General features: G+C 67.5%; 19 protein-coding genes and 1 pseudogene. 14 read left to right on the top strand and 6 right to left on the bottom strand.

Annotated features, from left to right (window positions below; translation table 11 throughout):
• Positions 1-35 precede the first annotated feature (35 nt).
• Both U4Z64_RS19235 and U4Z64_RS19240 read left to right on the top strand, forming a co-directional pair.
• Positions 36-1,283 (top strand): MFS transporter, encoded by a 1,248-nt coding sequence (locus U4Z64_RS19235; protein ID WP_321820673.1) that lies wholly within the window; start codon positions 36-38, stop codon positions 1,281-1,283.
• 86 nt (positions 1,284-1,369) lie between these two features.
• A pseudogene (locus U4Z64_RS19240) lies at positions 1,370-1,936 on the top strand (DNA-binding protein).
• A 198-nt stretch (positions 1,937-2,134) separates the two neighbouring features.
• Here U4Z64_RS19240 and U4Z64_RS19245 read toward each other — a convergent pair.
• From U4Z64_RS19245 to U4Z64_RS19260, 4 genes are all read right to left on the bottom strand, one after another.
• Complete coding sequence (locus U4Z64_RS19245; RefSeq protein ID WP_415750584.1) at positions 2,135-3,211, bottom strand: polyamine ABC transporter substrate-binding protein; 1,077 nt, start codon at positions 3,209-3,211, stop codon at positions 2,135-2,137.
• A 268-nt stretch (positions 3,212-3,479) separates the two neighbouring features.
• Entirely contained in the window at positions 3,480-3,650 is a 171-nt protein-coding gene (locus U4Z64_RS19250) for a hypothetical protein (protein ID WP_221622533.1), read from the bottom strand.
• Positions 3,651-4,099: 449 nt separating this feature from the next.
• The gene (locus U4Z64_RS19255) at positions 4,100-4,792 is read right to left on the bottom strand and encodes a pentapeptide repeat-containing protein (RefSeq protein ID WP_321820675.1); all 693 of its coding nucleotides are present in this window, start codon (positions 4,790-4,792) and stop codon (positions 4,100-4,102) included.
• An 86-nt stretch (positions 4,793-4,878) separates the two neighbouring features.
• Positions 4,879-5,517 carry a helix-turn-helix domain-containing protein gene (locus U4Z64_RS19260; RefSeq protein ID WP_321802485.1) on the bottom strand — a complete coding sequence of 213 codons (639 nt, stop codon included), beginning with the start codon at positions 5,515-5,517 and terminating at the stop codon, positions 4,879-4,881.
• A 228-nt stretch (positions 5,518-5,745) separates the two neighbouring features.
• On the opposite strand from U4Z64_RS19260, the gene U4Z64_RS19265 reads away from it, so the two are divergent.
• The 4 genes from U4Z64_RS19265 to U4Z64_RS19280 all read left to right on the top strand — a co-directional run bounded on the left by U4Z64_RS19265 (position 5,746) and on the right by U4Z64_RS19280 (position 10,928).
• Positions 5,746-6,870: a Rieske 2Fe-2S domain-containing protein gene (locus tag U4Z64_RS19265; protein ID WP_321820676.1), complete on the top strand. Its 1,125-nt coding sequence runs from the start codon at positions 5,746-5,748 to the stop codon at positions 6,868-6,870.
• A gap of 12 nt (positions 6,871-6,882) precedes the next feature.
• Positions 6,883-8,610, top strand: coding sequence for an FAD-dependent oxidoreductase (locus U4Z64_RS19270; protein WP_321820677.1), 1,728 nt, complete (start codon positions 6,883-6,885; stop codon positions 8,608-8,610).
• A 113-nt stretch (positions 8,611-8,723) separates the two neighbouring features.
• Positions 8,724-9,623 carry an acetoacetate decarboxylase family protein gene (locus tag U4Z64_RS19275; protein WP_321820678.1) on the top strand — a complete coding sequence of 300 codons (900 nt, stop codon included), beginning with the start codon at positions 8,724-8,726 and terminating at the stop codon, positions 9,621-9,623.
• 54 nt (positions 9,624-9,677) lie between these two features.
• Positions 9,678-10,928, top strand: a complete 1,251-nt coding sequence (locus U4Z64_RS19280; protein ID WP_321820679.1) for a saccharopine dehydrogenase family protein — start codon at positions 9,678-9,680, stop codon at positions 10,926-10,928.
• A gap of 230 nt (positions 10,929-11,158) precedes the next feature.
• Here U4Z64_RS19280 and U4Z64_RS19285 read toward each other — a convergent pair whose 3' ends face one another.
• Positions 11,159-12,247 carry an AraC family transcriptional regulator gene (locus U4Z64_RS19285; RefSeq protein WP_321820680.1) on the bottom strand — a complete coding sequence of 363 codons (1,089 nt, stop codon included), beginning with the start codon at positions 12,245-12,247 and terminating at the stop codon, positions 11,159-11,161.
• Positions 12,248-12,504: 257 nt separating this feature from the next.
• Between U4Z64_RS19285 and U4Z64_RS19290 the strand changes: the two genes are divergently transcribed.
• From U4Z64_RS19290 to U4Z64_RS19300, 3 genes are all read left to right on the top strand, one after another.
• Positions 12,505-13,896 (top strand): APC family permease, encoded by a 1,392-nt coding sequence (locus U4Z64_RS19290; protein WP_321820681.1) that lies wholly within the window; start codon positions 12,505-12,507, stop codon positions 13,894-13,896.
• A 64-nt stretch (positions 13,897-13,960) separates the two neighbouring features.
• The gene (locus tag U4Z64_RS19295) at positions 13,961-15,358 is read left to right on the top strand and encodes an aspartate aminotransferase family protein (protein WP_124488058.1); all 1,398 of its coding nucleotides are present in this window, start codon (positions 13,961-13,963) and stop codon (positions 15,356-15,358) included.
• Between the two features lie 36 nt (positions 15,359-15,394).
• Positions 15,395-16,819, top strand: a complete 1,425-nt coding sequence (locus tag U4Z64_RS19300; RefSeq protein WP_321820682.1) for an aldehyde dehydrogenase family protein — start codon at positions 15,395-15,397, stop codon at positions 16,817-16,819.
• 67 nt (positions 16,820-16,886) lie between these two features.
• Here U4Z64_RS19300 and U4Z64_RS19305 read toward each other — a convergent pair whose 3' ends face one another.
• On the bottom strand, positions 16,887-17,741 hold the full coding sequence (locus U4Z64_RS19305) for a FadR/GntR family transcriptional regulator (RefSeq protein ID WP_124571231.1): 855 nt from the start codon (positions 17,739-17,741) through the stop codon (positions 16,887-16,889).
• A 233-nt stretch (positions 17,742-17,974) separates the two neighbouring features.
• Here U4Z64_RS19305 and U4Z64_RS19310 point away from each other — a divergent pair, with 233 nt between their 5' ends.
• The 5 genes from U4Z64_RS19310 to U4Z64_RS19330 all read left to right on the top strand — a co-directional run bounded on the left by U4Z64_RS19310 (position 17,975) and on the right by U4Z64_RS19330 (position 22,615).
• Positions 17,975-19,183, top strand: coding sequence for an ABC transporter substrate-binding protein (locus tag U4Z64_RS19310; RefSeq protein WP_124488055.1), 1,209 nt, complete (start codon positions 17,975-17,977; stop codon positions 19,181-19,183).
• 69 nt (positions 19,184-19,252) lie between these two features.
• Positions 19,253-20,113 (top strand): branched-chain amino acid ABC transporter permease, encoded by an 861-nt coding sequence (locus U4Z64_RS19315; RefSeq protein WP_044847063.1) that lies wholly within the window; start codon positions 19,253-19,255, stop codon positions 20,111-20,113.
• A complete protein-coding gene (locus U4Z64_RS19320; protein ID WP_321820683.1) occupies positions 20,110-21,153 on the top strand; it encodes a branched-chain amino acid ABC transporter permease in 1,044 nt (347 codons plus the stop codon). Before U4Z64_RS19315 ends, U4Z64_RS19320 begins: the two co-directional genes overlap by 4 nt.
• Entirely contained in the window at positions 21,150-21,917 is a 768-nt protein-coding gene (locus tag U4Z64_RS19325) for an ABC transporter ATP-binding protein (RefSeq protein ID WP_124667137.1), read from the top strand. The genes U4Z64_RS19320 and U4Z64_RS19325 overlap by 4 nt, the downstream gene beginning before the upstream one ends.
• On the top strand, positions 21,914-22,615 hold the full coding sequence (locus U4Z64_RS19330; RefSeq protein WP_044847066.1) for an ABC transporter ATP-binding protein: 702 nt from the start codon (positions 21,914-21,916) through the stop codon (positions 22,613-22,615). The genes U4Z64_RS19325 and U4Z64_RS19330 overlap by 4 nt, the downstream gene beginning before the upstream one ends.
• The last annotated feature ends 26 nt before the right edge of the window (positions 22,616-22,641 follow it).

The raw sequence follows: 22,641 nt of genomic DNA on the forward strand, positions 1-22,641 counted from the left end.
TTAGAATGTCGCCCGGACATTTCCGGCGGGACACCATGGCAGCAAACATGAAATCTTCGGCGCTCGAGGATCCGGCGGCGCCGCGCGGCGGGCAGGTCGGGGCGTACGCGTGGAAGGCGCTGGCCGGCTCGGCGCTCGGCTACGCGATGGACGGCTTCGACCTGCTGATCCTCGGCTTCATGCTGCCGGCGATCACCGCGGCGTTGCAGCTGACGCCCGGGCAGGGCGGCGCGCTCGTCACGTGGACGCTGATCGGCGCCGTCGCGGGCGGCATTTTGTTCGGTGCCCTGAGCGACCGCTACGGCCGCGTGCGCGTGCTGACCTGGACGATCATGCTGTTCGCGGTCTTCACCGGCCTGTGCGCGTTCGCGCAGGGCTTCCGGGACCTGCTCGTGTATCGCACCATCGCGGGCATCGGCCTCGGCGGCGAATTCGGCATCGGCATGGCGCTCGCGGCCGAAGCGTGGCCGGCGAGCAAGCGGGCGCGCGTGTCGTGCTATGTCGCGCTCGGCTGGCAGGCCGGCGTGCTGCTGGCCGCGCTGCTGACGCCGCTGCTGCTGCTCCATATCGGCTGGCGCGGGATGTTCGTGGTCGGCGTGTTGCCCGCGCTGCTCGCGTGGGTGCTGCGCAACCGGCTGCACGAGCCGGAAGTATTCGTGCAGCGCGCGACGCGGCCGCGCGCCAACGCGTTCCGGATGCTCGTCGCCGACGCGCGCACCGCGCGCACGAGCCTCGGCATCGTGATCCTGTGCTCGGTCCAGAACTTCGGCTACTACGGGATCATGATCTGGCTGCCGACCTTCCTGTCGAAACAGATGGGCTTCTCGCTGACGAAGTCGGGGCTGTGGACCGCGGTGACCGTCGTCGGGATGATGATCGGCGTCTGGACCTTCGGGCAACTCGCCGATCGTATCGGCCGCAAGCCGACGTTCCTGCTGTACCAGCTCGGCTCGGTCGTGACGGTCATCGCCTACGCGCGCCTGTCGGACCCGACAGCGATGCTGTGGGCCGGCGCGCTGATGGGGATGTTCGTCAACGGGATGGTCGGCGGCTACGGCACGCTGATGTCCGAAGGCTATCCGACCGCCGCGCGCGCGACCGCGCAGAACGTGCTGTGGAATATCGGCCGTGCGGTGGGCGGCTTCGGGCCGCTGGCGGTCGGCGCGCTGGCCGCGCGCTACTCGTTCCAGACGGCGATCGCGCTGCTCGCCGGCCTCTACGTGCTCGACATGGTCGCGACGCTGTTCCTGATCCCCGAGCTCAAGGGCGTCGAACTCGAATGACGATGCGCGGCGCGCGGCCGGGGTTTCGCATCCCGCTGCCGCGTCGCGGTTCAATTCAACGATTCATCACATCACCGGAATACACGATGCAACGCAACCACCGAACGATCGGCGTGATGGGCTCGGGCAAGGAACCGTGGCTCGCATTCTCCGAGCCGCTCGGCGCATGGCTCGCGCAGGCCGGCTTCAACCTGCTGACGGGCGGCGGCCAGGGCGTGATGCTGGCGGTCGCGCGCGCGTTCGCCGGCGTGCCGGGGCGGGCCGGCCGGTCGATCGGCATCCTGCCGACGCAGGCCGATCCGCATGCGGGCTTCGTGCCGCTCGACGGCTACCCGCATCCGTTCGTCGAGATCCCGATCCTCACGCCGCTGCCGCGCCGCGAACCGGGCGCCGATCCGCACACCATCAACCGGAACTACGTGAACGTGCTGAGCAGCGACCTGATCGTCGCGCTGCCCGGCGGGCACGGGACCGCCGAGTAGATCGCGCTGGCGCAGCGCTGGCGCAAGCCGCTCATCTGCCTCGGGCCCGACGGCGCGTTTCGTGAGCTCGCCGCGGGCGCGACGTGCACGTCGTCGCTCGACGACGTGATCCGCTTCATCGACGCAACGTTCGCGGCGGCGTTGCCGCATGCGGAGCCGGCGCAGCGATAGTGCGGCCGCGGCCGGGCGTCAGTCGCCGGGGGGCGGCTGCCGACGGCGGCTGGTCGTTCAGCCAGTCGGGCACGGCCCGTTCGGATCGGCGGTCGTACATCCGCGGGCGTTTCCCGAACAGCGGACGATCGTCGCGGGAGCGCGTCGGCGCGTGCCGGCGATCTGTCGGGGCGGCTCGACTGGCCGCCCCCGTACCGGTCAGCGCCCCGTCTTCAGTTGCGCCCACAACCTGTTCTGGAGCCGGCGAATCTCGGGCGGCATCGGCTTGAGCAGCGTCATCTTGCTCAGCACCTCGTCGGCCGGATAGACCGACGGATCGCGCGCGATCGCGGGCTTCACGAACTGGCGCGCGGCCTTGTTCGCGGTCGGGTAGAACACCGCGTTGGTGATCCCCGCGTTGACCTTCGGGTCCTGCAGGTAGTTGATCCACTTCAGCGCGGCATCGCGGTTCGGCGCGTCCTTCGGGATCACCATCATGTCGAACCACAGCAGCCCGCCTTCCCGCGGATTCGCGAAGCGGACCTCGTACGGACGCTTCGCTTCCGCCGCACGGCGATGCGCGATGCCGACGTCGCCGGAATAGCCGAACGACACGCACAGGTCGTTGTTCGCGAGATCGTTGATGTAACCCGACGAGTTGAACTGCGTGATGTACGGGCGCACCTTCTTGAGCACCTCGTATGCGGCGCGGTAATCGGCCGGATTCGTGCTGTTCGGATCCTTGCCCATGTACTGCAGCGTCGCGGCGAACACGTCGACGGCCTGGTCGAGGAACGATACGCCGCAGCTCTTCAGCTTCGCCATGTTGGCCGGGTCGAACACCAGCGCCCAGCTGTCGACCGGCGCCTTGTCGCCGAGCGCCTTCTTCACCGCCTGCACGTTGTAGCCGATGCCGTCAGTGCCATACGCCCACGGCACGCCGTACTGGTTGCCCGGATCGGCGTCGGCGACCATCTTCATCAGCAGCGGGTCGAGGTTCGACAGGTTCGGCAGCTTCGTCTTGTCCAGCGGCTGGTAGACGTTTGCCTGGATCTGCTTGGCCATGTAGTTCGACGTCGGCACGACGATGTCGTAGCCGGAGTTGCCCGACAGCAGTTTCGCCTGCAGCGTGTCGTCGCTGTCGTAGTTGTCGTAGCGCACGTGCAGGCCGGTCTGCTTCTGGAAATTCGGGATCGTGTCCGGCGCGATGTAGTCGGACCAGTTGTAGATGTTCAGCTCGCCGGCGGCCCGGGCGTGTGGGGTGACGACGGCGGCGATGCCCGCGACGGACATCATGGCGGCGGTTGCGATGGTGCGGCGAAGGGTGCGGAGTTGCATGGCTTGTCGTTCGTATCGGGGGGCTCGGCGGTTGGCTGCTCGCCGCGCCACGGTTCAAGGGATGGACGTGTGCAACCGGCCGGCGCTCGAAACGAACGCCGGCGGTGCATGATGATCAGGAGTCCGTCCGGTCTGCGCAGCGAATCGTGCCGACACGCAACGCGAGCCGATCCTGTCGTGAGTCACGCGACACGATGCGCAGGTCGAACGGAACGGAGGGGGGGCGCTAAGGCAGCAGCGACGCCACGTCGTCGGTGTGGATCGCGACGTATGCGCGCGCGGCGACGGCGTTGTGACGGCGGACGGAACGGCGGGACAGGATGGTGTAGATCGACAGATGCAGGCGAGGACTTTGCCGGCGGTCACTGTCGCCGGTGGACGAGATCGATGCACGCACGTTGCGCGCATCGCCTCGTCTCCACCGCACCAGCGGGCCACGGATTCTCACGATTGCTCTCGACCGGGTTGTTGAAAGTATTGAACACCTGGCGACTCGCGGACGCTGGCCGTTTCACGTGTCGATGGTCGCATTTGCCGCGCGGCGGCAGCGGGATCGTCAAGCAAAACGAAAGCATGATGCAAAGCGAAATCGCCGAAACATCGCGTTCCTGTGAATCATCAGGTAAATCGCTGTAAGGATGTCTCCGGATTTTCCCTAGTGATTCGCACGTCGATGGATCGGGGCCGTCGAGCGTGAGTGCCAAGGCGTGCGTGACGTGTGCCGGTCGGAATGCGGCTGAAGTGATGAGAATATTCGACAGATTGCCGGCAGCACATGCGACATGCGCGGTTCGCGGCCGGCGTCGCGCATGTCGGCCGCGGGGCGAAGCAACGCGCGTGCGGTCGTCAGGCGACCCGGATCCCCAGATTCTCGATCAACATCGCGGCCTGGTCATACGAGATGGTCGCGCCGCGCAGCACGCCCGACGCGAGCAGCTTCGGCGTGCCGCCGAGCTCCACGTCGCGCAGGTCGGCCCCGTCGAACCGGGCGTCGTTCAGATGCGCGTTGCGCAGGCTGCCGCCTTCGAACACGGCGTCGCGAAAGTCCGTGCCGGCGAGATCGGCATCCGCGAAGTCGAGCGCCACGAGCCGCGTTTTTCGAAACGAGAAGCGGCGCAGGCTCGCGCCGACCAGCAACGTGTTCGCGAATTCGATGCCGAGCGACTTGCATTCCTCGAAGTCGGCGCCGGTCAGCCTGCATTCGTCGAAGCGCGCCGAGCCGAGCTTGCTGCGGCGCCAGCTCGTGTTGTTGAGATCGCAGGACTGAAACTGCGCGTCCTCGAGGTCGGCCGACGCGAAGCTCGTCTGGCGCGCGCGGCAGCGAATCCAGGCGGTCTGCGCGAGCGTCGCGCCGACGAACGACGCTCCCGCGAGCGCACAGCGCTCGAATCGCACGCCGCGTAAATCGAGCCGCGACAGGTCCGCACCTTCGAGATCGCAGTCTTCGAGACGAAGCGGCGCAGGCGAGCCTTCGACGAGAAGCAGCAGGTCGGCGCGATCGAGCGTTCGGCCGGAGACGGAAACTCCGCAGGTCGTCATGGGGTAGTCCGGTGTGAGTTGAAATGTTCGAGGCCGGTATCGGATGGTATCGGCCGGGCTGCGCGACATCGCGCGGGCGCCGCCGCTCAGCGCGCGGCCTTGATCCGGGCCGCGACCGGCTTGCCGGCCGGCTCGCGCTGGAACGTCCACAGGATGCGCATCTGCGCGCGCATCGCCTGCTCGTCAGCCGGAACCAGGCAGTACGCGAGCCCGATACGGCTGATCAGCGCGATGATGTCGTCGAGCGCGGGCACCCGCGCGCCGTGCATGGCGACATATTCACGGTACGGCTTTTCGAGCACGCGCTGCCACATCGGCGCGATGTTCTCGACGATGTAGCCGAACACGTCGGTGGACAGGCTCGTGGCCAGATAGTTGTGGTGAAAGCCGCCGTGATGACGGTCGCGATAGCGCACCGCGAAGCACACGCTCTCTTCGCAGTAGGCCTCGAAGTCGTGCTCGAAGGCGGTGAGCGCGCGCTGCATCTCGTCGAAGAACTCGGCGTTCTGGATGCCGATCACGCCCTGGATCAGCTCCTTTTTCGTGCCGAAGTAGCGGTACAGCGTGCGCCGCGAAATGTTCGCGCGGCGTGCGACGTCGTCGATCGACAAACGGTCGATCCCGTGCTCGATCATCGCGTCGAGCGTGGCGCGCAGGATCGCGCTTCGCCCGTCATTGACGCTGTCCATCCTGCTGGCGTCGCCCCAGCGCAGTTGCCGATCCATACCTTTCCTCGTTGCCGTGCGTCGCGCGGCGTGTGCCGATGAGCCGACCGAATACGTCGGTTCGGAATTTTCGCACACGTTGTCACAAAAATGGAATTTGTGCCATTATGCGTCACAAAATAAGTTGTTTGTGACATAGCGCCGGGTGCATCGACCCGCCCGGCATATTCCCGGCACGGTCCGCCACGCAGTGCAGGGCTGCGCCTTTCGACTGGAAGGAGACGATCCATGACCGAATCATCCGCGCCGGCCACCCGGCATCCCGTTCACCGGATTCATGCCGCACCCATCGACGCGCGCTACGCGCGCGGCTGGCATTGCCTCGGGCTCGCCGACGACTACCGCGACGGCCGTGCGCACGGCCTGTCGATCTTCGGCACGCGCGTGGCGGTGTTCCAGGGCGAGGACGGGCAGTTGCGAATCCTCGACGGCTACTGCCCGCACATGGGCGCCGACCTCGGGCGCGGCCACGTCGACGGCAACGCGCTCGTGTGTCCGTTTCACGGCTGGTCGTGGGCCGGCGACGGCACCTGCGCTGCGATTCCGTATTCGCAGCGCATCCCGCCGAAGGCGCGCATCAAGTCGTGGCCGGTGATGGAGCAGAACCGCCTGCTGTTCGTGTGGAACGATCCGGAGGGCAATGGGCCCGATCCGGCGGTCGAAATTCCGCGCATCGACGCGTGTTTCTCCGATGCGTGGAGCGACTGGGCGATCGTCAAGTGGGTGATCGACACGAACTGCCGCGAGCTGATCGACAACCAGTCCGACATGGCGCACTTCGGCCCCGTGCATGGCGCGCCGATCGACTACTTCTGCAACACGTTCGCGGGCCCGGTGGCCTACCAGAAGCTGCGCGGCGGCAGCACGCGGCTGGCCGGCAGCGGCGGGTTGACGGCCGACTCGGCCTACTTCGGCCCGGCATACCACGTCACGCTGATGACGGGCGAAGCGCAGGGGCAGCCGCTCAGGTCGATCCTGCTCAACAGCCACGTGCCGATCGATACGAACAGCTTCGAGCTGCGCTTCGGCGTGATGGTCGAGAAGAATCCGGCGCTGACGGAAGAACAGAATCGCGCGATGGTCGACGGCTACGTGCTGGCCGCGCAGTCGGCATTCCGCGAGGACGTCGCGATCTGGGACCACAAGACGCGCGTCGACAATCCGCTGCTGTGCGAAGGCGACGGCCCGATCTATCGGCTGCGCCAGTGGTACCAGCAGTTCTACACGGACGTGGGCGAGCTGCCCGCGCGGCACGCGAGCGTCGAGGTGCACGAATACCGCGGCGAGCACGGCGCCTGGCGCCAGCTCGCCGACGTGCCGGCCGATGCGGCAAGCTGCCTTGCCACGATCTGAGCGGAGGCGATCATGTACGACGATCGACACGATTCGTTCGGCGACGCCACGTACGACGTGGTGGTGGTCGGTTCCGGCGCGGGCGCGATGACGGCGGCGCTGCGCGCGCATGACCAGGGGCTGTCGGTACTGGTGGTCGAGAAGAGCACCGTCTATGGCGGCACCACGGCGGTGTCCGGCGGCGGCATCTGGATTCCTTGCAACGACCAGATCGCCGCGCTCGGCGGCAGCGATTCGTACGACGAAGCAATCATGTATTTGCGCGACGTGGTCGGCGAGGATTTCGACGCGCAGCGCATCGATGCGTATCTCGACAATGGCCCGAAGATGGTCGCGTATCTCGCGAAGCACGCGCACACGCGGTTCAATGCGGTGCCGCGTTATCCCGACTACTACCCGGACCGCAAGGGCGGCAAGCCCGGCTACCGGACGATGGAGCCGGCGGCGTTCGATGCCGCGCGTCTCGGCGCGCATTTCGACACGTTGCGCGCGCCTTCCCCGGCGACGCTGATCGGCGGGCGCATCGCGATGACGCAGATCGAGGCGCACACGATCCTCACGAAGGAGCGCGGCTGGCTGCGGCTCGCCGCGCGCCTGATGCTGCGCTATGCCACCGATTTCAAATGGCGGCGCCGCACGCCGCGCGACCGGCGCCTGACGCTCGGCAATGCGCTCGTCGCGAGCCTGCGCGCAGCGCTCGAGCAGCGCGGCATCGCGCTGTGGCTCGCAACGCCGATGCGCTCGCTGCACGCAGACGGCGCACGCGTGAACGGTGTGGTCGTCGAGCGCGACGGCCGGCCGTTCGGCATCCGTGCGACGCACGGCGTCGTGCTCGCGTGCGGCGGATTCGAGGCGAACCAGGCGATGCGCGACCAATACCTGCCGAAGCCGACGCGCGCCGAGTGGAGCGCGGCGCCGCCGATCAACACCGGCGACGGCATCCGCGCGGGGCTCGCGCTCGGGGCCGACGTGGCGCTGATGGACTTCGTCTGGGGCGTGCCGACGGTGCGCGTGCCGGGCGAGGAGAAGCAGCGCGGGCTGTTCGTCGAGCGCTCGGCGCCGCGCTGCGTGATGGTCAACCGGCTCGGGCGGCGCTTCGTCAACGAATCGGCGCCGTATCCGGACGTGATCCACGCGATGTATGCGGACCATGCGAACACGCAGGCCAACGTGCCCGCGTGGCTGATCTTCGATGCCGAATATCGCAAGCGTTATCCGTGCGGCGTGCTGCTGCCCGGCAGCGTGCAGCCGGACAGCAGGATCCCGCCCGGCTGGCTCGACTCGGTCATCTATCGCGCGGGCACGCTGGCCGAGCTGGCCGCGAAGATCGGCGTGGATGCGCGGGGGCTCGCGCAGACGGTCGAGCGGATGAACGGTTACGCGCTCACCGGCATCGATACCGAATTCGGCAAGGGCGGCAACCTGTTCGATCGCTACTACGGCGATTCGTCGTCGAAGCCGAATCCATGCCTCGGGCCGATCGAGCGTGCGCCGTTCTATGCGCTGCGGGTCGACCCGGGCGAGATCGGCACGAAGGGCGGCTTGCGTACCGATGCGCATGCGCGCGTGCTGCGTTCCGACGGTTCGGTGATCGACGGCCTCTATGCGCTCGGCAACACGTCGGCGGCCGTGATGGGCAAGACCTACCCGGGCCCCGGCTCGACGATCGGGCCGGCGATGACGTTCGGCTATGTCGCGGCCGATCACATCGCGGCCGCGCGTTCCGACCGCTTCCTCTAGTCGAGGCCTTGACCTTGAAGTCGGGTTGAATCTTAGAGTGCCTGCTGACAGTAGCGAATCAGCAGGCCCGCACGTTGCCTGCGACGATCAATCTTCGACGAGAGGCAACGCAGATGGACAGGCGCTTTACACAGGTCGAATTCGGGCCCCACAAGGTCGATGTTCCCGAAGGCGGGTACTACGACCGGTTCCGGATGAATCCGGATCTCGACGCGGTCGCGTGCGATCCCGCCGCCGGGAACATCGATTTTTTCCGTCGGATTCCGAAGCGTCAGGTTGCGTCGCGCGTCGGTCCGACCTGGGCGCCGAATTTCTACTATCGCTCCAGCAGCATCCAGCTGCTGTTTCTCGCGCCGCTCGAGCGCCTGCGTACCACGCTGCCGGTGCCGCTCGAACCGCTGCGCGCATTTCCCGGTTACGGGCTGGTCGCGCTGACGTTCTTTTCGTATTCGGTCTGTGACAACGATCCGTATGACGAGGTGTCCGTCGCGGTCGTGATTCGCCGGCCGGGTGCGCGCGGCTCGCATGCGCTCGAGCTGCTCGACGCGATGCGGCGCCGGAGCTTCTTCGCGCATGTGCTGGCGCTGCCCGTCACCACGGAAATCGCGCGGGTGCGCGGCGTGCACGGCTATCAGCTGCCCAAATGGCTCGCCGATATCGACATGAACATCGGCGCACGCGTGAGCGCGCGGATCGCCGGGATGGACGGCCGGCGGGACCTGACGCTGAACGCACCGTCGCCCGCGCTGATCGACGTGCCGTCGCAGTCGCGGATGGGCACGAATACCATGGTCAATCTCGTCGACGGCGTGTGGCACCAGAGTTCGGTGCAGACCAATACGCTATCGTTCGCACAGCGCGTGTTGCCGCGCGGCATCGAGCTGGTGCGGCACGGCGGGCCGCTGAGCCAGCTGCTCGACGGGCTCGGTGTATCCACCATCGTGCGGTTCGACGTGGTCAAGGATGCCCAGCTGGTGCTGAATCTGCCGACGCCATTGGGGAGCGTTCGATGAACCCGTTCGATGAATCCGGCTGCTCGTAACCAACCCGTTTCGGAGGAAGCATCGATGACCCAGCCGACCTGTGATCTGGATCTCGTCGTATTCGGTGCCACCAGCTTCGTCGGGCAGATCCTGACGCGCTACCTGTCCGAATACCTGTCGGGCAGCGGAGAATCGCTGCGCTGGGCGATCGCCGGCCGCTCCGAGGCGAAGCTCCGGCAGGTCAGGGGCGCGCTGGGCGCCGCATGGCAGGCGCTGCCGATCATCGTGGCCGATGCCGCCGACGAAGCGCGGTTGCGTGCGTTGTGCGAGCGCACGCGCGTCGTCGTGTCGACCGTCGGGCCGTACGCACTGTATGGCGAGCCGCTGGTGCGGATCTGCGCGCAGACCGGCACGGACTACTGCGATCTCACTGGCGAGACGCAGTGGATCAAGCGGATGATCGAACGGTACGAACCGGCGGCCAGGCAATCGGGCGCGCGCATCGTGCATTGCTGCGGTTTCGATTCGGTGCCGTCGGACATCGGCGTCCTGTTCCTGCAGCAGCACGCGCGGCGGCAGTGGGGCCGGCCGGCCACGCAGGTGAAAATGCGCGTGAAGACGCTGAAGGGCGGCGCGTCGGGCGGAACGGTCGCGAGCGTGATCAACGTCGTGCGCGAAGCCGCGGCCGATCCCGCGTTGCGCCGCGAACTGCTCGATCCGTATGCGCTGTGTCCGAAGGATCATCGCTTTACGGTGCGGCAGCACGCGGTCCGGTCGGCGGAATTCGATCGCGACGGCGGCACGTGGATTGCGCCGTTCGTGATGGCGGCCATCAACGAGCGCGTCGTGCATCGCTCGAACGCGCTCGCGGACGATGCGTACGGCAGCCGGTTCGCGTATGACGAGGCGGTCATCACGGGCACGGGCTTCAAGGGCCGCCTCGCCGCGCTCGCGATGGTGGCCGGCCTCGGCGCGTTCATGGCGGTCGTTCTCGTCAAGCCGGCGCGCAGCCTGATGGAGCGCTTCCTGCTGCCGAAGCCCGGCGAGGGGCCGAGCGTCGCCGCGCAACTGGCCGGCCGTTTCGACCTGCGCTTCTTCGGGCGCGCCGACGACGGGCGGACGCTGCGCGTGAAAGTCACCGGCGATCGCGATCCGGGCTACGGCTCGACCGGGAAGATGCTGGGCCAGGCCGCGCTCAGCCTCGCGCTGGATTGCAGCCGCGACGGCGAGAAGACCGGGCGCGGCGGGGGCTTCTGGACGCCCGCGACGATGTTCGACGAGCGCTTCGTCGAGCGCCTCGTGCGTCATGCCGGGTTGCGTTTCGAGGTGCTTTGAGCGTGTGGCGCACGCGTCCGGGTCGACAGGAATCGACGCGCCGCCATTTTGTCGGATGGCAGGACACATACCCATGGCCTCGATACGCTTGCCGAGGCAAACCGTAACCTTTAAGTGAAGTTCAAGGGCAGGCGTTTTTCGCCTTGCCTTTGCGCGCGCGCATCGCCCATGACGGGGCCGGGAAGTGCCGGTACGGCGCGGAGTGGCTGACGTTCGCGCGCCGCGCGATTTCAGTCGTTCGCGCCCGCGCGCGGCGTCTTGCCGGTCCAGCGCCGGTACGCATGGCGGAAGCTGCGCGGCTCGCTGTAGCCGAGCCGCTCCGCGATCGCGGCCACGCTCAGCGCCGGCTCGTCGAGCAGCCGCACCGCCTCCTGGCGACGCACGTCGTCGAGCAGCGACTGAAACGTGATGCCGTCCTTGTCGAGCCGGCGTCGCAAGGTGCGCTCGGTCAGGTGCAGCGCGTTCGCGAGCGACGTCATCGACTTGAAGCGCGCGAGGTCGCGCGCCATCAACTCTTTCGCGCGATCGGCGAAACGCGTTCCGACCGACGCGGCCCACTGCCGTTCGAGCGCTTCGCATTGCCCGTGCAGCGCATTGAAGCTGACTTCGTTCGCGAGCCGCGGGGCTTCCATGCCGTTCACGCTCGTGAACACGAGCCGGTTCTCGCCCGCATTGAACGTGACCGGGCAGTCGAAGTGGCGCGCGTAGTCCGCGCCGTTGCGTGGCGTGCGGCGGGCGAGATGCAGCTGCGCGGGCCATACCGGCTTGCCGACCAGATCGGAAACGATCAGGCGCAGGCTCGACAGGCACATGTCGGTCTGGAACACCTCGAGGTCGGGTTCGCCGTTGTAGCGGCCGATCGTCACGCTCATCCCGTCCGCGTGCGCGTGCACGCGCACGTCGAAATACAGCCCCATGAACAGCGGAAACTGGCTCATGCACCGGAACGCCTGCATCACGGAGCCGCTGATCAGCATCGCGTAACCGGCGAGGCCGAGCGTCGACACATGGAGCCGCGCGCCGATCGACAGGCCGATCGACGGTACGCCGCTGCAGCGCAGCAGGTTGCGGAAGCAACGCTGCTCCTGGCCGCGATTCACGTGCAGGTTCGGCGACGCGACTTCGGCCGCGCCGAGGCCGGTGCCCTCGAGCAGCGCGGCGCCGTCGATGTGCCGGACGCGGCATTCGTCGAGCGCGACCGCGATCGCGTGCACGGTGGCGGGAATGTCTTCCTGGCGTCCGGCCGGACGCGCGAGGCCGAGCGCCGAACGCAGGCTGCGTTCGGCGCGGCTTTGGGGTCGATGGGACTTGCTGTCCATGGCGAGGGGCGGCAACGGGTTCGCGTAGAACATAGCCGGAATGTCCGCGAAACGCCAGAGGGCCCGCATCAGCGGGGGGCGGCCGGCTGCCACGCGTCCGGAAATATCCCCCGATTACGTCCGCTTTTCTCATTCGTCGTCGATTTTTTGGCGCACCACACTCGTTTCCGGATCGCGCAATGCCTGCAGTGCCTGCACTGCCCGCATTGCCGACGAGACGAGTGTTGATGTCATGGACCACGCCACGTGAGGACAGCATGAAAGACACCAGGCCGGAGCAGCGCACGCCCAGCGCCGCGACAGACGACGTGCGGGCACGCGCGGACGGGCACGCCGACGCAGGGCCGCGCGCCGCGCATTCGCTCGGGTTGTTCACGCTGGTGATCTTCGGCCTCGCATACATGCTGCCGATGACGGTGTTCACGACCTACGGGATCGTCACGCGCGAAACCAACGGACACCTGACGATCGCGTATGCGGTCACGCTGGTCGCGATGCTGCTGACCGCGCGCAGCTACGGCCACATGGCGCGGCTGATGCCGAGCGCCGGTTCCGCCTATACGTTCGCGAGCCGCAACTTCGGCACCTCGGCCGGTTTCATGGTCGGCTGGGCGCTGCTGATGGACTACCTGTTCATCCCGATGATCAGCTACCTCGCGATCGGCATCTACATGAAACAGCTGTTCCCGGCCGTGCCGGCCAGCGTGTGGATCGTCGCGAGCATCGCGCTGGTCACCGGGCTGAACATCGTCGGCATCCGGCTCGTCAACCGCGTGAACCTGATCCTGATCGCGAGCCAGCTCGTGTTCATCGCTGTCTTCGTCGCGGCGGCCGCGCATGTCGCGAGCGGCGAGGGGCTGGCGCCGACGCTCGCGCTGCCGTCGTCGGACGACGCACGGGCGATCTTCGCCGGGTCCGCGATCCTGTGCCTGTCGTTCCTCGGTTTCGATGCGGTGTCGACGCTGTCGGAGGAAACGCGCGAGCCGCGCCGCACGGTGCCGCGCGCGATCCTGCTCTGCACGCTCGCGAGCGGCCTGCTGTTCATGCTGATCGCGTATGCGGGACAGGTGGTGTTCCCCGACTGGCATGCGTTCAAGGATCTCGATTCGGCCAGCCTCGAACTGATGCGGCGCATCGGCGGCGGCACGCTGTCGGCGCTGTTCGTCGCGGTCTACGTGGCCGGCTGTTTCGCGAGCGCGATGGCCGGCCAGGCGAGCGTCACGCGCGTGCTGTTCGCGATGGGCCGCGACCGGGTGCTGCCCGAGCGCGTGTTCGGCCACCTGCATGCACGGTTGCGCACGCCGGTGCGCGCGACGCTCGCGGTCGGTGTCGTGTCGCTGTCCGCGCTGTTCATCTCGCTCGATCTCGCGTCGACGATGATCAGCTTCGGCGCGCTCGTCGCGTTCGCGGTCGTGAACCTGTGCGTGATGCGCAGCTATCTCGGCCGCCCGGAACATCGCCGCTTCGCGGGCTGGGTCAGGTTCGGCGCGGTGCCGGCGCTCGGCTTCGCGATGAACGTCTGGCTGTGGTCGGGCCTGTCGCGCCAGACCTTCTACGTCGGCACCGGCTGGCTCGCGATCGGGCTGTGCCAGCTGCTATGGCTCACGCGCGGCTTCACGCGCCCGGCGCCCACGCTGTCGATGAACTGAATGACCGGCCGGCGGCTTCCGGCTGCGGGCCGCCGGTCTCGAATCCCTGAAGGAGGAATGACCCATGAACGGTATTGACGTCAATCTCGATGCGGACCTGCAGGCGCTCGGCAAGCGCCATCTGCTGATGCACTTCACGCATGCCGATGCGTATCGCGACCACGCGCTGACGGTGTTCGACCGCGGCGAAGGCTGCTGGCTCGTCGATCGCAACGGCAAGCGCTACTTCGACGGGCTCGCCGGGCTGTACTGCGTGCAGGTCGGCTACAGCCACGGCGCGGAGATCGGCGACGCGATCCGCGAGCAGATGGTGCGGCTGCCGTTCGCGACCAACTGGGGCTACGGCCACGAACCGGCGATCCGCCTCGCGCACAAGCTCGCGGCGCTCGCGCCGGACGGCCTGAATCGCGTGTTCTTCACGTCGAGCGGCTCGGAGTCGAACGAATCGGCGATCAAGCTGGTGCGCCAGTATCACCAGGCGCGCGGCGAGCCGCAGCGGCGCAAGTTCATCGCGCGGCGCGTCGCGTATCACGGCACGTCGTTCGGCGCGCTCGCGCTGAACGGGATGACCAACTTCCGCAAGCATTTCGAGCCGCTGATGGCGGGCGTGCGACACGTGAGCAATACGAAGCGCTACGGCAGGCCGGAAGGCGAGACGGAGGCGCAGTTCACGCGCCATCTGCTCGACGAGATCGAAGCGCTGATCGTCCAGGAAGGGCCGGACACCGTCGCCGCGCTCGTCGTCGAGCCGCTGCAGAACGCGGGCGGCAGCCTGACGCCGCCGGCCGGTTATGCGCAGGGGCTGCGCGCGCTGTGCGACCGGCACGGCGTGCTGCTCGTGGCGGACGAAGTGATCTGCGGGTTCGGCCGGCTCGGCGAATATTTCGGGTCGACGCGTTACGGGCTGAAGCCGGACCTCATCACGTTCGCGAAGGGGATCGCGTCGGGCTACGTGCCGCTCGGCGGCGTGATCGCGAGCGACACGGTGGTCGACACGGTGCTCGCCGGCCCGCAGCAGATGTTCCTGCACGGCGCGACCTACGGCGGCCATCCGGTCGCGTGCACGGCAGCGCTCGCGAACCTCGCGATCATGGAGCGCGAAGGCGTGCTCGCGAACGTCCGCGCCAACGAAGCGGTGTTCCGCGAGACGCTCGACGGCCTGCTCGAGCTGCCGTGTGTCGGCGACGTGCGCGGCGACGGCTACCACTACTCGCTCGAACTCGTGACCGACAAGGCCGCGCGTCGCTGGGCGGCCGGCATCAGCGCGCAGACGTTCGTGTCGACGCTGCTCGCGCCCGCGATCTTCGAAGCCGGGCTGTTGTGCCGCGCGGGCGTCGACCACGAAGGCACGCCGATCGTGCAGTTCTCGCCGCCGCTCGTGATGTCGCGCGACGAGATCGTGTGGTTCGTCGCGAAGATCCGCGACATTCTCGCCGACACTTATGCGCGTGCGACGCGCTGAGCGCGGCAGCACCGTTCGTCATTCCAGGAGCCTTCGATGCGAACCTCACAACAGAGCTATATCGCCGGACAGTGGTGCGATCCGGCCGATGCGCGCGCGATCGACGTGATCGATCCGGCGACCGCGAAGCCGTATGCGCGACTCGCGATCGGCGGGCCGGCCGACGTCGAGCGCGCGGTCGGCGCGGCGAAGCGGGCATTCGACGCGTATTCGCGCTGGACGGTCGACGCGCGCGTCGCGCTGCTGCAGCGCGTGCTCGAGATCTACCGGCGCCGCTACGACGAAGTCGCGCGCACGATCAGCCAGGAGATGGGCGCGCCGATCGCGTTCGCGCGCGCGATGCAGGCCGCGGTCGGCACCGCGCATCTCGAACAGACGATCCGCGCGCTGCAGTCGTTCCGGTTCAGCACGCAGACCGATTCGCTGCTGGTGTCGCACGAGCCGATCGGTGTGTGCGCGCTGATCACGCCGTGGAACTGGCCGATCAACCAGATCGTCTGCAAGGTCGCGCCGGCGCTCGCGGCGGGCTGCACGATGGTGCTCAAGCCGAGCGAGATCGCGCCGTTCAGCGCGATCCTGTTCGCGGAGATCCTGCACGAAGCCGGCGTGCCGCCGGGCGTGTTCAACCTCGTGCACGGCTACGGGCATGAGGTCGGCGATGCGCTGTCGCGGCATCCGGACGTCGACATGGTGTCGTTTACCGGCTCGACGCGTGCCGGTGTCGAAGTCGCGAAGGCCGCGGCCGATACCGTGAAGCGCGTCCACCAGGAACTCGGCAGCAAGAGTCCGAACCTGATCCTGCCCGATGCCGACATCGAGGATGCCGTCACGCGCGGCGCGCGCAGTTGCTTCAGCAACAGCGGGCAGTCGTGCAACGCGCCGACGCGGATGTTCGTGCACGTCGATCAGCTGGCAGCGGCCGAGGCGGCGGCGCGCAAGGAGGCGGAGCGCACCGTCGTCGGCGATCCGCGTTCGCCGGAAACGGGCATCGGGCCGGTCGTCAGCCGCACGCAGTTCGACCGCATCCAGCAGCTGATTCAGTGCGGCATCGACGAAGGCGCGACGCTTGTCGCAGGCGGGCTCGGGCGGCCCGACGGGCTCGGCGACGGCTTCTACGTGAAGCCGACGGTGTTTTCGAACGTCACGCCGGACATGACGATCGCGCGCGAGGAGATCTTCGGGCCGGTGCTGTCGATCCTGACCTACCGGACCGAGGACGAAGCCGTGGCGCTCGCGAACGATTCGGTCTACGGGCTCGCGGCTTACGTGCAGACGAAGGATCTCGAGCGCGCCCGCCGCATCGCGGCGCGCTTGCGCGTGGGCAACGTGCACATCAACTATCCGGCGTGGAACCCGGCCGCGCCGTTCGGCGGCTACAAGCGTTCGGGCAACGGACGCGAGTATGCGGAGTTCGGCCTCGTCGAATATCTGGAGACGAAGGGCACGACGGGGTACGCGTGAGCGGCGCTGGCCGACCGTCGCCGGACGGTCGGCTTTTGCCGCGAGCCGGCTTCGCGTGTGCCGACAGTCAGTTGTCCTCGCCATCCGCCGCGGCCGCGTCGGCGCCCGAAACGGGCGCGGCGGCCCGCCTGCGGATTTCGGAGTCGAGGATCAAGCGCCCGCGCAGCTTCCCTTTCATCCGTTTCACGTGCTTGGGCGCCTCGGTCATGTGCTCGACCATCAGCGCACGTACGCGCTCGGCATCGCGCGCTCGCGCGGCCAGCAGGATCTCCTTGTGGATCGACACGTTCGCTTCGCCGAAGCGCTTGTGCTCCGCGAGCGGCGTATCGTTCCTGAACTCGATCAGCTGCCGGATCATCTCGTTGATCAGCTCGCAGCTGAAGCGCAGGAAGGGGTTCGGGTTCGCGGCCGCGAGGATGTCGTGGAACGTCGTGTCCTCCTGCCGCTGGCGCAGCATGTGGCCGCGGTCGTGCACGCCCGACGCGCCGTCGCAGCACGCGATGTTCGCCTCCAGCGCTGCGAAGTCGCGCTCGGTCAGGTGCGGCACGGCGCCCGCCGCCAGCTCGGGTTCGAGGAGCTTGCGCACCGTGTAGATGTCGTCGATCGTCACGTCCTTGAAGAACAGGTAGTTCTGCAGAAGTTGCAGCGTGCGGTCGAGCGGCACCTCGACGACCATCCCGCCGCCCGACGGCCCCGTCGTGACCTTGATGAGCCCCTGTACCTCGAGCGACTTCAGCGCCTCGCGGATCGTGCTCTTGCTCACCGCGTACAGCTGCTGCAGTTCCGCCTCGCGCGGCAGGCGGTCGCCCGGTTTCAGATCCTTCTCGGTGATCAGCCGCTTGATCTCCTCGGCGACGAGATCCGCCCGCTTCGGCTGCTTGATTTCGACCGCGAGGCCCGCCCTGGCTCGGTCCATGACCATCTTCAAGACTCCTTTGTCTGACTGCGCGCCACATCGTCGTCGACGATCCGTTCGGGCGCGGGGTACGGAATTTTGCCTGATTGACACCAATTTTGATCAACTCTAGCATCAGGTTCATTCTATTTATCATGATAAATAGGATCAACCGGCAACGCGCATCCTGCAGGGCGTGGATACGGTTTGGGTTTGGCAGTCGGTCGCATCGTGTGTCCCCCTTTATCAGGAGCGTCAACTTGAATCGCCGAGAACTGTTGAAACTGGCCGCGCTGTCGGCCGTGCCGGGTGCGCTCGGCAGCATGTCGTCCCGTGCCGCATTCGCGCAGGGTTCGACCATCCAGCTTGCCTGCCCGGTGCCGATGTCGGGGCCGTTCGCCGCCAATGGCAAGTACGCCGATCTCGGCATGCAGCTCGCCGTCAGGCAATACGGCAAGGTGCTCGGTGCGCCGCTCGCGTATACGGCACTCGACACCGAGGGCAAGCCCGCGACCGCCGTGCGGCGCGTGCAGGAGATCGCGCAGCAGAAGGGGGCCCGCTTTTTCGCGGGCGGCATCCTGTCGTCCGAATCGCTGGCGATGGGCAAGGAAGTCCAGAAGGCGGGCGGCGTGTTCATCACGACGGCGGGCGCGGACGAACTGACCGGCAAGGACTGCAACGATGCGACGTTCCGCTGGTCGGTGCCGACCTTCGGCGCGATCGAGCAGACGGTGCGGCCGTTGCTCCAGATGCTGCCGAAAGCGAAGCGCTGGTATACGATCACGCCGCAATACGTGTTCGGCGAGGGCCTGCTGTCCGCCGCGAAGGCGATCTTCAAGGAGAAAGGCATCGAGCATGTCGGCAACAGCTACCACTCGCTCGCCGAGAAGGAGTTCAGCGGCTACCTGACGAACGCGGCGGCCGCGCAACCGGACGTGCTGCTGATCCTGAACTTCGGCTCGCAATCATCGGACACGCTGCGCCAGGCCGTCAGCTTCGGGATGAAGCGCAACTGCACGATCCTGCTTGCGTGGGCATCGGGCCTCGAGCAGTTCGAGGCGCTCGGCCCCGACATCTGCGACGGCGTGTATTTCGGCGCGCAGTACTGGCACGGCATCGATTCGCCGCTGAATCGCGACTTCGTGAAGCGGGCGAACGCCGCGTTCAAGGCGAACCCGAACTACAGCCTCGCGGGTTCGTACATCTGCTCGAAGATCCTGCTCGATGCGATGGTGAAGGCCGGCAGCGCCGATCCGAAGAAGGTCGTCGCGGCGATGGAAGGCATGAAGTACGACGGTCTCACGGGCCCGGAGGAAATCCGCAAGGGCGACCACCAGGTGCTGAAGAACTACTACCTGTTGAAGGGCAAGCCGAAGAGCCGGATGAAGAACGCGGACGACTACGCGGATATCGTCAGCTCGGGTCAATCGTTCCTGTCCGTCGACAAGACGGGGTGCAAGCTCGCGTAACGCGATGCGCGCGTTCGCGGCCGTCGCGCGCCGCGGACGTCCGTTTCACTCCTTTCCGGTACGGAAGCCATGAACGTCTATCTGCTGCAGATCGTCAACGGCATCGGCGTGGGCATGCTGTATTTCCTGCTCGCCGTCGGCCTGTCGATCGTGTTCGGCCTGCTGCGCTTCGTGAACTTCGCTCACGGCGCGTTCTATCTGCTCGGTGCGTACCTTTGCTACCAGGCGCTGCAATGGTCCGCAAACTTCTGGGTTGCGCTCGCGGTCGTGCCGCTCGTCGTCGGCGCGTTCGCGTGGATCGTCGAGAAGCTCGTGCTGCGTCACGTGTATGCGCAACAGCATGAATTCCACATCCTCGCGACCGTCGGGCTCGCGCTCGTGCTGCAGGAGTGCGCGATCCTCGCGTGGGGCCCGCTCGGCGACAACGTGCCGCCGCCCGACGCGCTGAACGGCGTCGTGATCTGGGGCGGCTTCGTCTACCCGAAATACCGGCTGTTCGTGATCGCGTTCACGGCCTTGCTTGCCGGACTGCTGTGGTGGGTGCTCGAAGGCACGCGGCTCGGTAGTACGGTGCGCGCGGGCAGCGAATCGACGGAGATGGTGTCGCTGCTCGGTATCAACGTGACGCGCGTGTTCAGCCTCGTATTCGCACTCGGCGCGGCCACCGCCGCGCTCGCCGGCGTGCTCGCGGCACCGATCCGCGGCGTCGATCCGTTCATGGGCATCGAGGCGCTCGGCGTCGCGTTCGTGGTGGTCGTCGTCGGCGGGATGGGGAATTTTCTCGGGGCGCTCGTCGGCGGGCTGCTGGTCGGCATCGTGCAGAGCCTGATGAGCACGCTGTGGCCGGAAGGCGCGCGCTTGATGATCTACGTCGCGATGGCGGCCGTGCTGCTGCTGCGTCCGAACGGATTGCTGGGGAGGGCCGCATGATCGAATCGTCGAAACCGCTGCCGCCCGCGGCGGCAGCCTCGCCGCGCGCGCGGCCGTGGCACGGCGCGCTGCGGCGGCCGGAGGGCTGGCTCGCGGTGGCCGTCGCGTGCGTGCTGCCGCTGGCGCTGAGCTCGGGCTCGCTCGCGACCGAAGTGCTGGTGTTCGCGCTCGCCGCGCTCGGTTGCAATCTGCTGCTCGGCTATACGGGGCTGCTGTCGTTCGGGCAGGGCATCTTCTTCGGGCTCGGCAGTTACGCGGCGGGGCTGGTCCTGACGCACGGCATCCGGTCGATAACGGCTGCGCTCGTCGCGGCCGCCGTGCTCGGTGCCGCCGCGGCCGCGCTCGTCGGCTGGTTCTCGATCCGGCAGCGCGGCACTTACTTCGTGATGCTGACGCTCGCGTTCGGGCAGCTGTTCTACTTCCTCGCGTATACGACGCCGGATGTGACGGGTGGCGACAACGGGCTGCTCGACATCCCGCGCCCCGCGCTCGCCGCATTCGGGCATCCGCTCGTCTCGCTCGATTCGCCGTGGCGCTACTACGGCTTCGTCGCGGTGCTGTTCGTCGCGGTGTTCTGGCTGCTGTTGCGCGTATCGCGCTCGGTGTTCGGCCGGACGCTGCTCGCGATTCGCGACAACGAGGCACGCGCGGCGGCGGCCGGCTACGACGTGCAGCGCTTCAAGCTCGCGGCGTTCGTGATCTCGGGCGCGGTCACGGGCCTCGCGGGGGCGCTGCACGCGCTGATGACGGGCATCGCGCCGCTGTCGAACATCGACTATCACACGAGCGAGATGATCCTCGTGATGACGGTGATCGGCGGCACGGGCAACCTATTCGCGTCGGTGCTCGGCGCGGCATTCTACGTGCTGTTCGCGGATTGGCTGTCGACGCTGTGGCCGCGCTGGCTGCTGTTGCTCGGCCTCGTGCTGATCGCGGTCAGCCTGTTCATGCAGCGCGGGTTGTGGGGACTCGGCGAACGCGTCGCGGCATCGCTGCGGCGCGCCGATCGCACTGCGGCTACGGCCAGGGAGCGGCAATGAGCGAAGCGATTCTCGAAGCGCGCGGCATCGTCAAGCGCTACGGCAAGTTCACGGCGCTGGGCGGCGTCGATCTGCGGATCATGCCGCGCACCGTGCATTCGGTGATCGGCCCGAACGGTGCCGGCAAGACGACGCTGTTCCATACGCTGACCGGCACACTGCCGATCACGTCGGGCTCGATCCTGTTCGATGGTCACGACGTGTCGCGCGAACCCGATCACAAGCGCGTGCGGCGCGGCATCGCACGCTCGTTCCAGGTGACGAGCCTGTTTCCGAACCTGAGCGTGCGCGAGAACCTGCGCGTCGCCGCGCAGGGCGTCGAATCGCGGCGCGCGCTGAATCCGTGGACGCCCCCGCGCGGCGCACTCGCGCATGACGGCGTCGTCGACGAGGTGCTCGAGCGGCTCGGCCTGCAGCGCTTCGCCGACACGGCGGCGGGCGTGCTGTCGCACGGCCAGCAGCGCCGGCTCGAGGTCGGGATGGCGCTTGCGGCGCGGCCGCGCGCGATCTTCCTCGACGAGCCGACGTCGGGCATGGGCATCGACGACCTCGACGACATGAAGGCGCTGATCCGCGGCCTGCGCGACGACTACACGGTCGTGCTGATTGAACACAACATGGGAATCGTGATGGACATCTCGGACACGATCACGGTGATGCAGCAGGGGCGCGTGCTGGTCGAAGGCAAGCCCGATGCGATTCGCGGCGACGCGCGCGTACGCAGCGCGTATCTCGGCAACATGATCACCGGAGGCCGCGCATGATGCTCGACGTGAAGGAGGTTCACGCCTGCTACGGCAAGAGCCACGTGCTGCAGGGCATTTCGCTGAACGTGAACGAAGGCGAGACGGTGACGCTGCTCGGCCGCAACGGCGCGGGAAAATCGACCACGCTCAAGGCGATCGCGGGTGTCGTCGCGCCGACCGGCGGGACGGTGACGTTCGCCGGCCGGCCGGTGTCCGGGCAGCCCGCGCACCGGATTGCCGCGTGCGGTCTGTGCTTCGTGCCCGAGCATCGCGGCATCTTCCGGCTGCTGTCGGTCGAGGAAAACCTGCGGCTCGGCGCACGCCGCGATTCGCCGTGGCAGCTCGACGATATCTACCGGATCTTCCCGCGCCTGAAGGAGCGCCGCCGCAACGGCGGCGCGCAGTTGTCGGGCGGCGAGCAGCAGATGCTCGCGATCGGCCGCGCGCTGATGAACCACCCGCGGCTCTTGATGCTCGACGAGCCGGTCGAAGGGCTCGCACCGGTGATCGTCGAGGAGATCGTCGCGCAGCTGAAGCAGATCAAGGCGGCCGGCGTCGCGATCCTGCTCGTCGAACAGAACCTCGAAGTGTGCACGCAGCTTGCGGACCGCCACTTCGTGATCGAACAGGGCGTGATCGTCTACGAAGGCAGCAACGCGGCGTTCGCGGCCGATCACGAGGTGAAGGACCGTTACCTGGGTGTCGGCGTCGCGTAAGCGCCGGGCCCGTTCATTGCGAGGAA

It is taken from the genome of Burkholderia sp. BCC1996 (assembly GCF_905339955.1).
Taxonomy (GTDB): domain Bacteria; phylum Pseudomonadota; class Gammaproteobacteria; order Burkholderiales; family Burkholderiaceae; genus Burkholderia.

Excerpts from the sequence above, each read along its gene's own strand:
- U4Z64_RS19235 (WP_321820673.1), top strand. The coding sequence starts at position 36 with ATGGCAGCAAACATGAAATCTTCGGCGCTCGAGGATCCGGCGGCGCCG.
- U4Z64_RS19245 (WP_415750584.1), bottom strand. The coding sequence starts at position 3,211 with ATGATGTCCGTCGCGGGCATCGCCGCCGTCGTCACCCCACACGCCCGG.
- U4Z64_RS19255 (WP_321820675.1), bottom strand. The coding sequence starts at position 4,792 with ATGACGACCTGCGGAGTTTCCGTCTCCGGCCGAACGCTCGATCGCGCC.
- U4Z64_RS19260 (WP_321802485.1), bottom strand. The coding sequence starts at position 5,517 with ATGGATCGGCAACTGCGCTGGGGCGACGCCAGCAGGATGGACAGCGTC.
- U4Z64_RS19265 (WP_321820676.1), top strand. The coding sequence starts at position 5,746 with ATGACCGAATCATCCGCGCCGGCCACCCGGCATCCCGTTCACCGGATT.
- U4Z64_RS19270 (WP_321820677.1), top strand. The coding sequence starts at position 6,883 with ATGTACGACGATCGACACGATTCGTTCGGCGACGCCACGTACGACGTG.
- U4Z64_RS19275 (WP_321820678.1), top strand. The coding sequence starts at position 8,724 with ATGGACAGGCGCTTTACACAGGTCGAATTCGGGCCCCACAAGGTCGAT.
- U4Z64_RS19280 (WP_321820679.1), top strand. The coding sequence starts at position 9,678 with ATGACCCAGCCGACCTGTGATCTGGATCTCGTCGTATTCGGTGCCACC.
- U4Z64_RS19285 (WP_321820680.1), bottom strand. The coding sequence starts at position 12,247 with ATGGACAGCAAGTCCCATCGACCCCAAAGCCGCGCCGAACGCAGCCTG.
- U4Z64_RS19290 (WP_321820681.1), top strand. The coding sequence starts at position 12,505 with ATGAAAGACACCAGGCCGGAGCAGCGCACGCCCAGCGCCGCGACAGAC.
- U4Z64_RS19295 (WP_124488058.1), top strand. The coding sequence starts at position 13,961 with ATGAACGGTATTGACGTCAATCTCGATGCGGACCTGCAGGCGCTCGGC.
- U4Z64_RS19300 (WP_321820682.1), top strand. The coding sequence starts at position 15,395 with ATGCGAACCTCACAACAGAGCTATATCGCCGGACAGTGGTGCGATCCG.
- U4Z64_RS19305 (WP_124571231.1), bottom strand. The coding sequence starts at position 17,741 with ATGGTCATGGACCGAGCCAGGGCGGGCCTCGCGGTCGAAATCAAGCAG.
- U4Z64_RS19315 (WP_044847063.1), top strand. The coding sequence starts at position 19,253 with ATGAACGTCTATCTGCTGCAGATCGTCAACGGCATCGGCGTGGGCATG.
- U4Z64_RS19320 (WP_321820683.1), top strand. The coding sequence starts at position 20,110 with ATGATCGAATCGTCGAAACCGCTGCCGCCCGCGGCGGCAGCCTCGCCG.
- U4Z64_RS19325 (WP_124667137.1), top strand. The coding sequence starts at position 21,150 with ATGAGCGAAGCGATTCTCGAAGCGCGCGGCATCGTCAAGCGCTACGGC.
- U4Z64_RS19330 (WP_044847066.1), top strand. The coding sequence starts at position 21,914 with ATGATGCTCGACGTGAAGGAGGTTCACGCCTGCTACGGCAAGAGCCAC.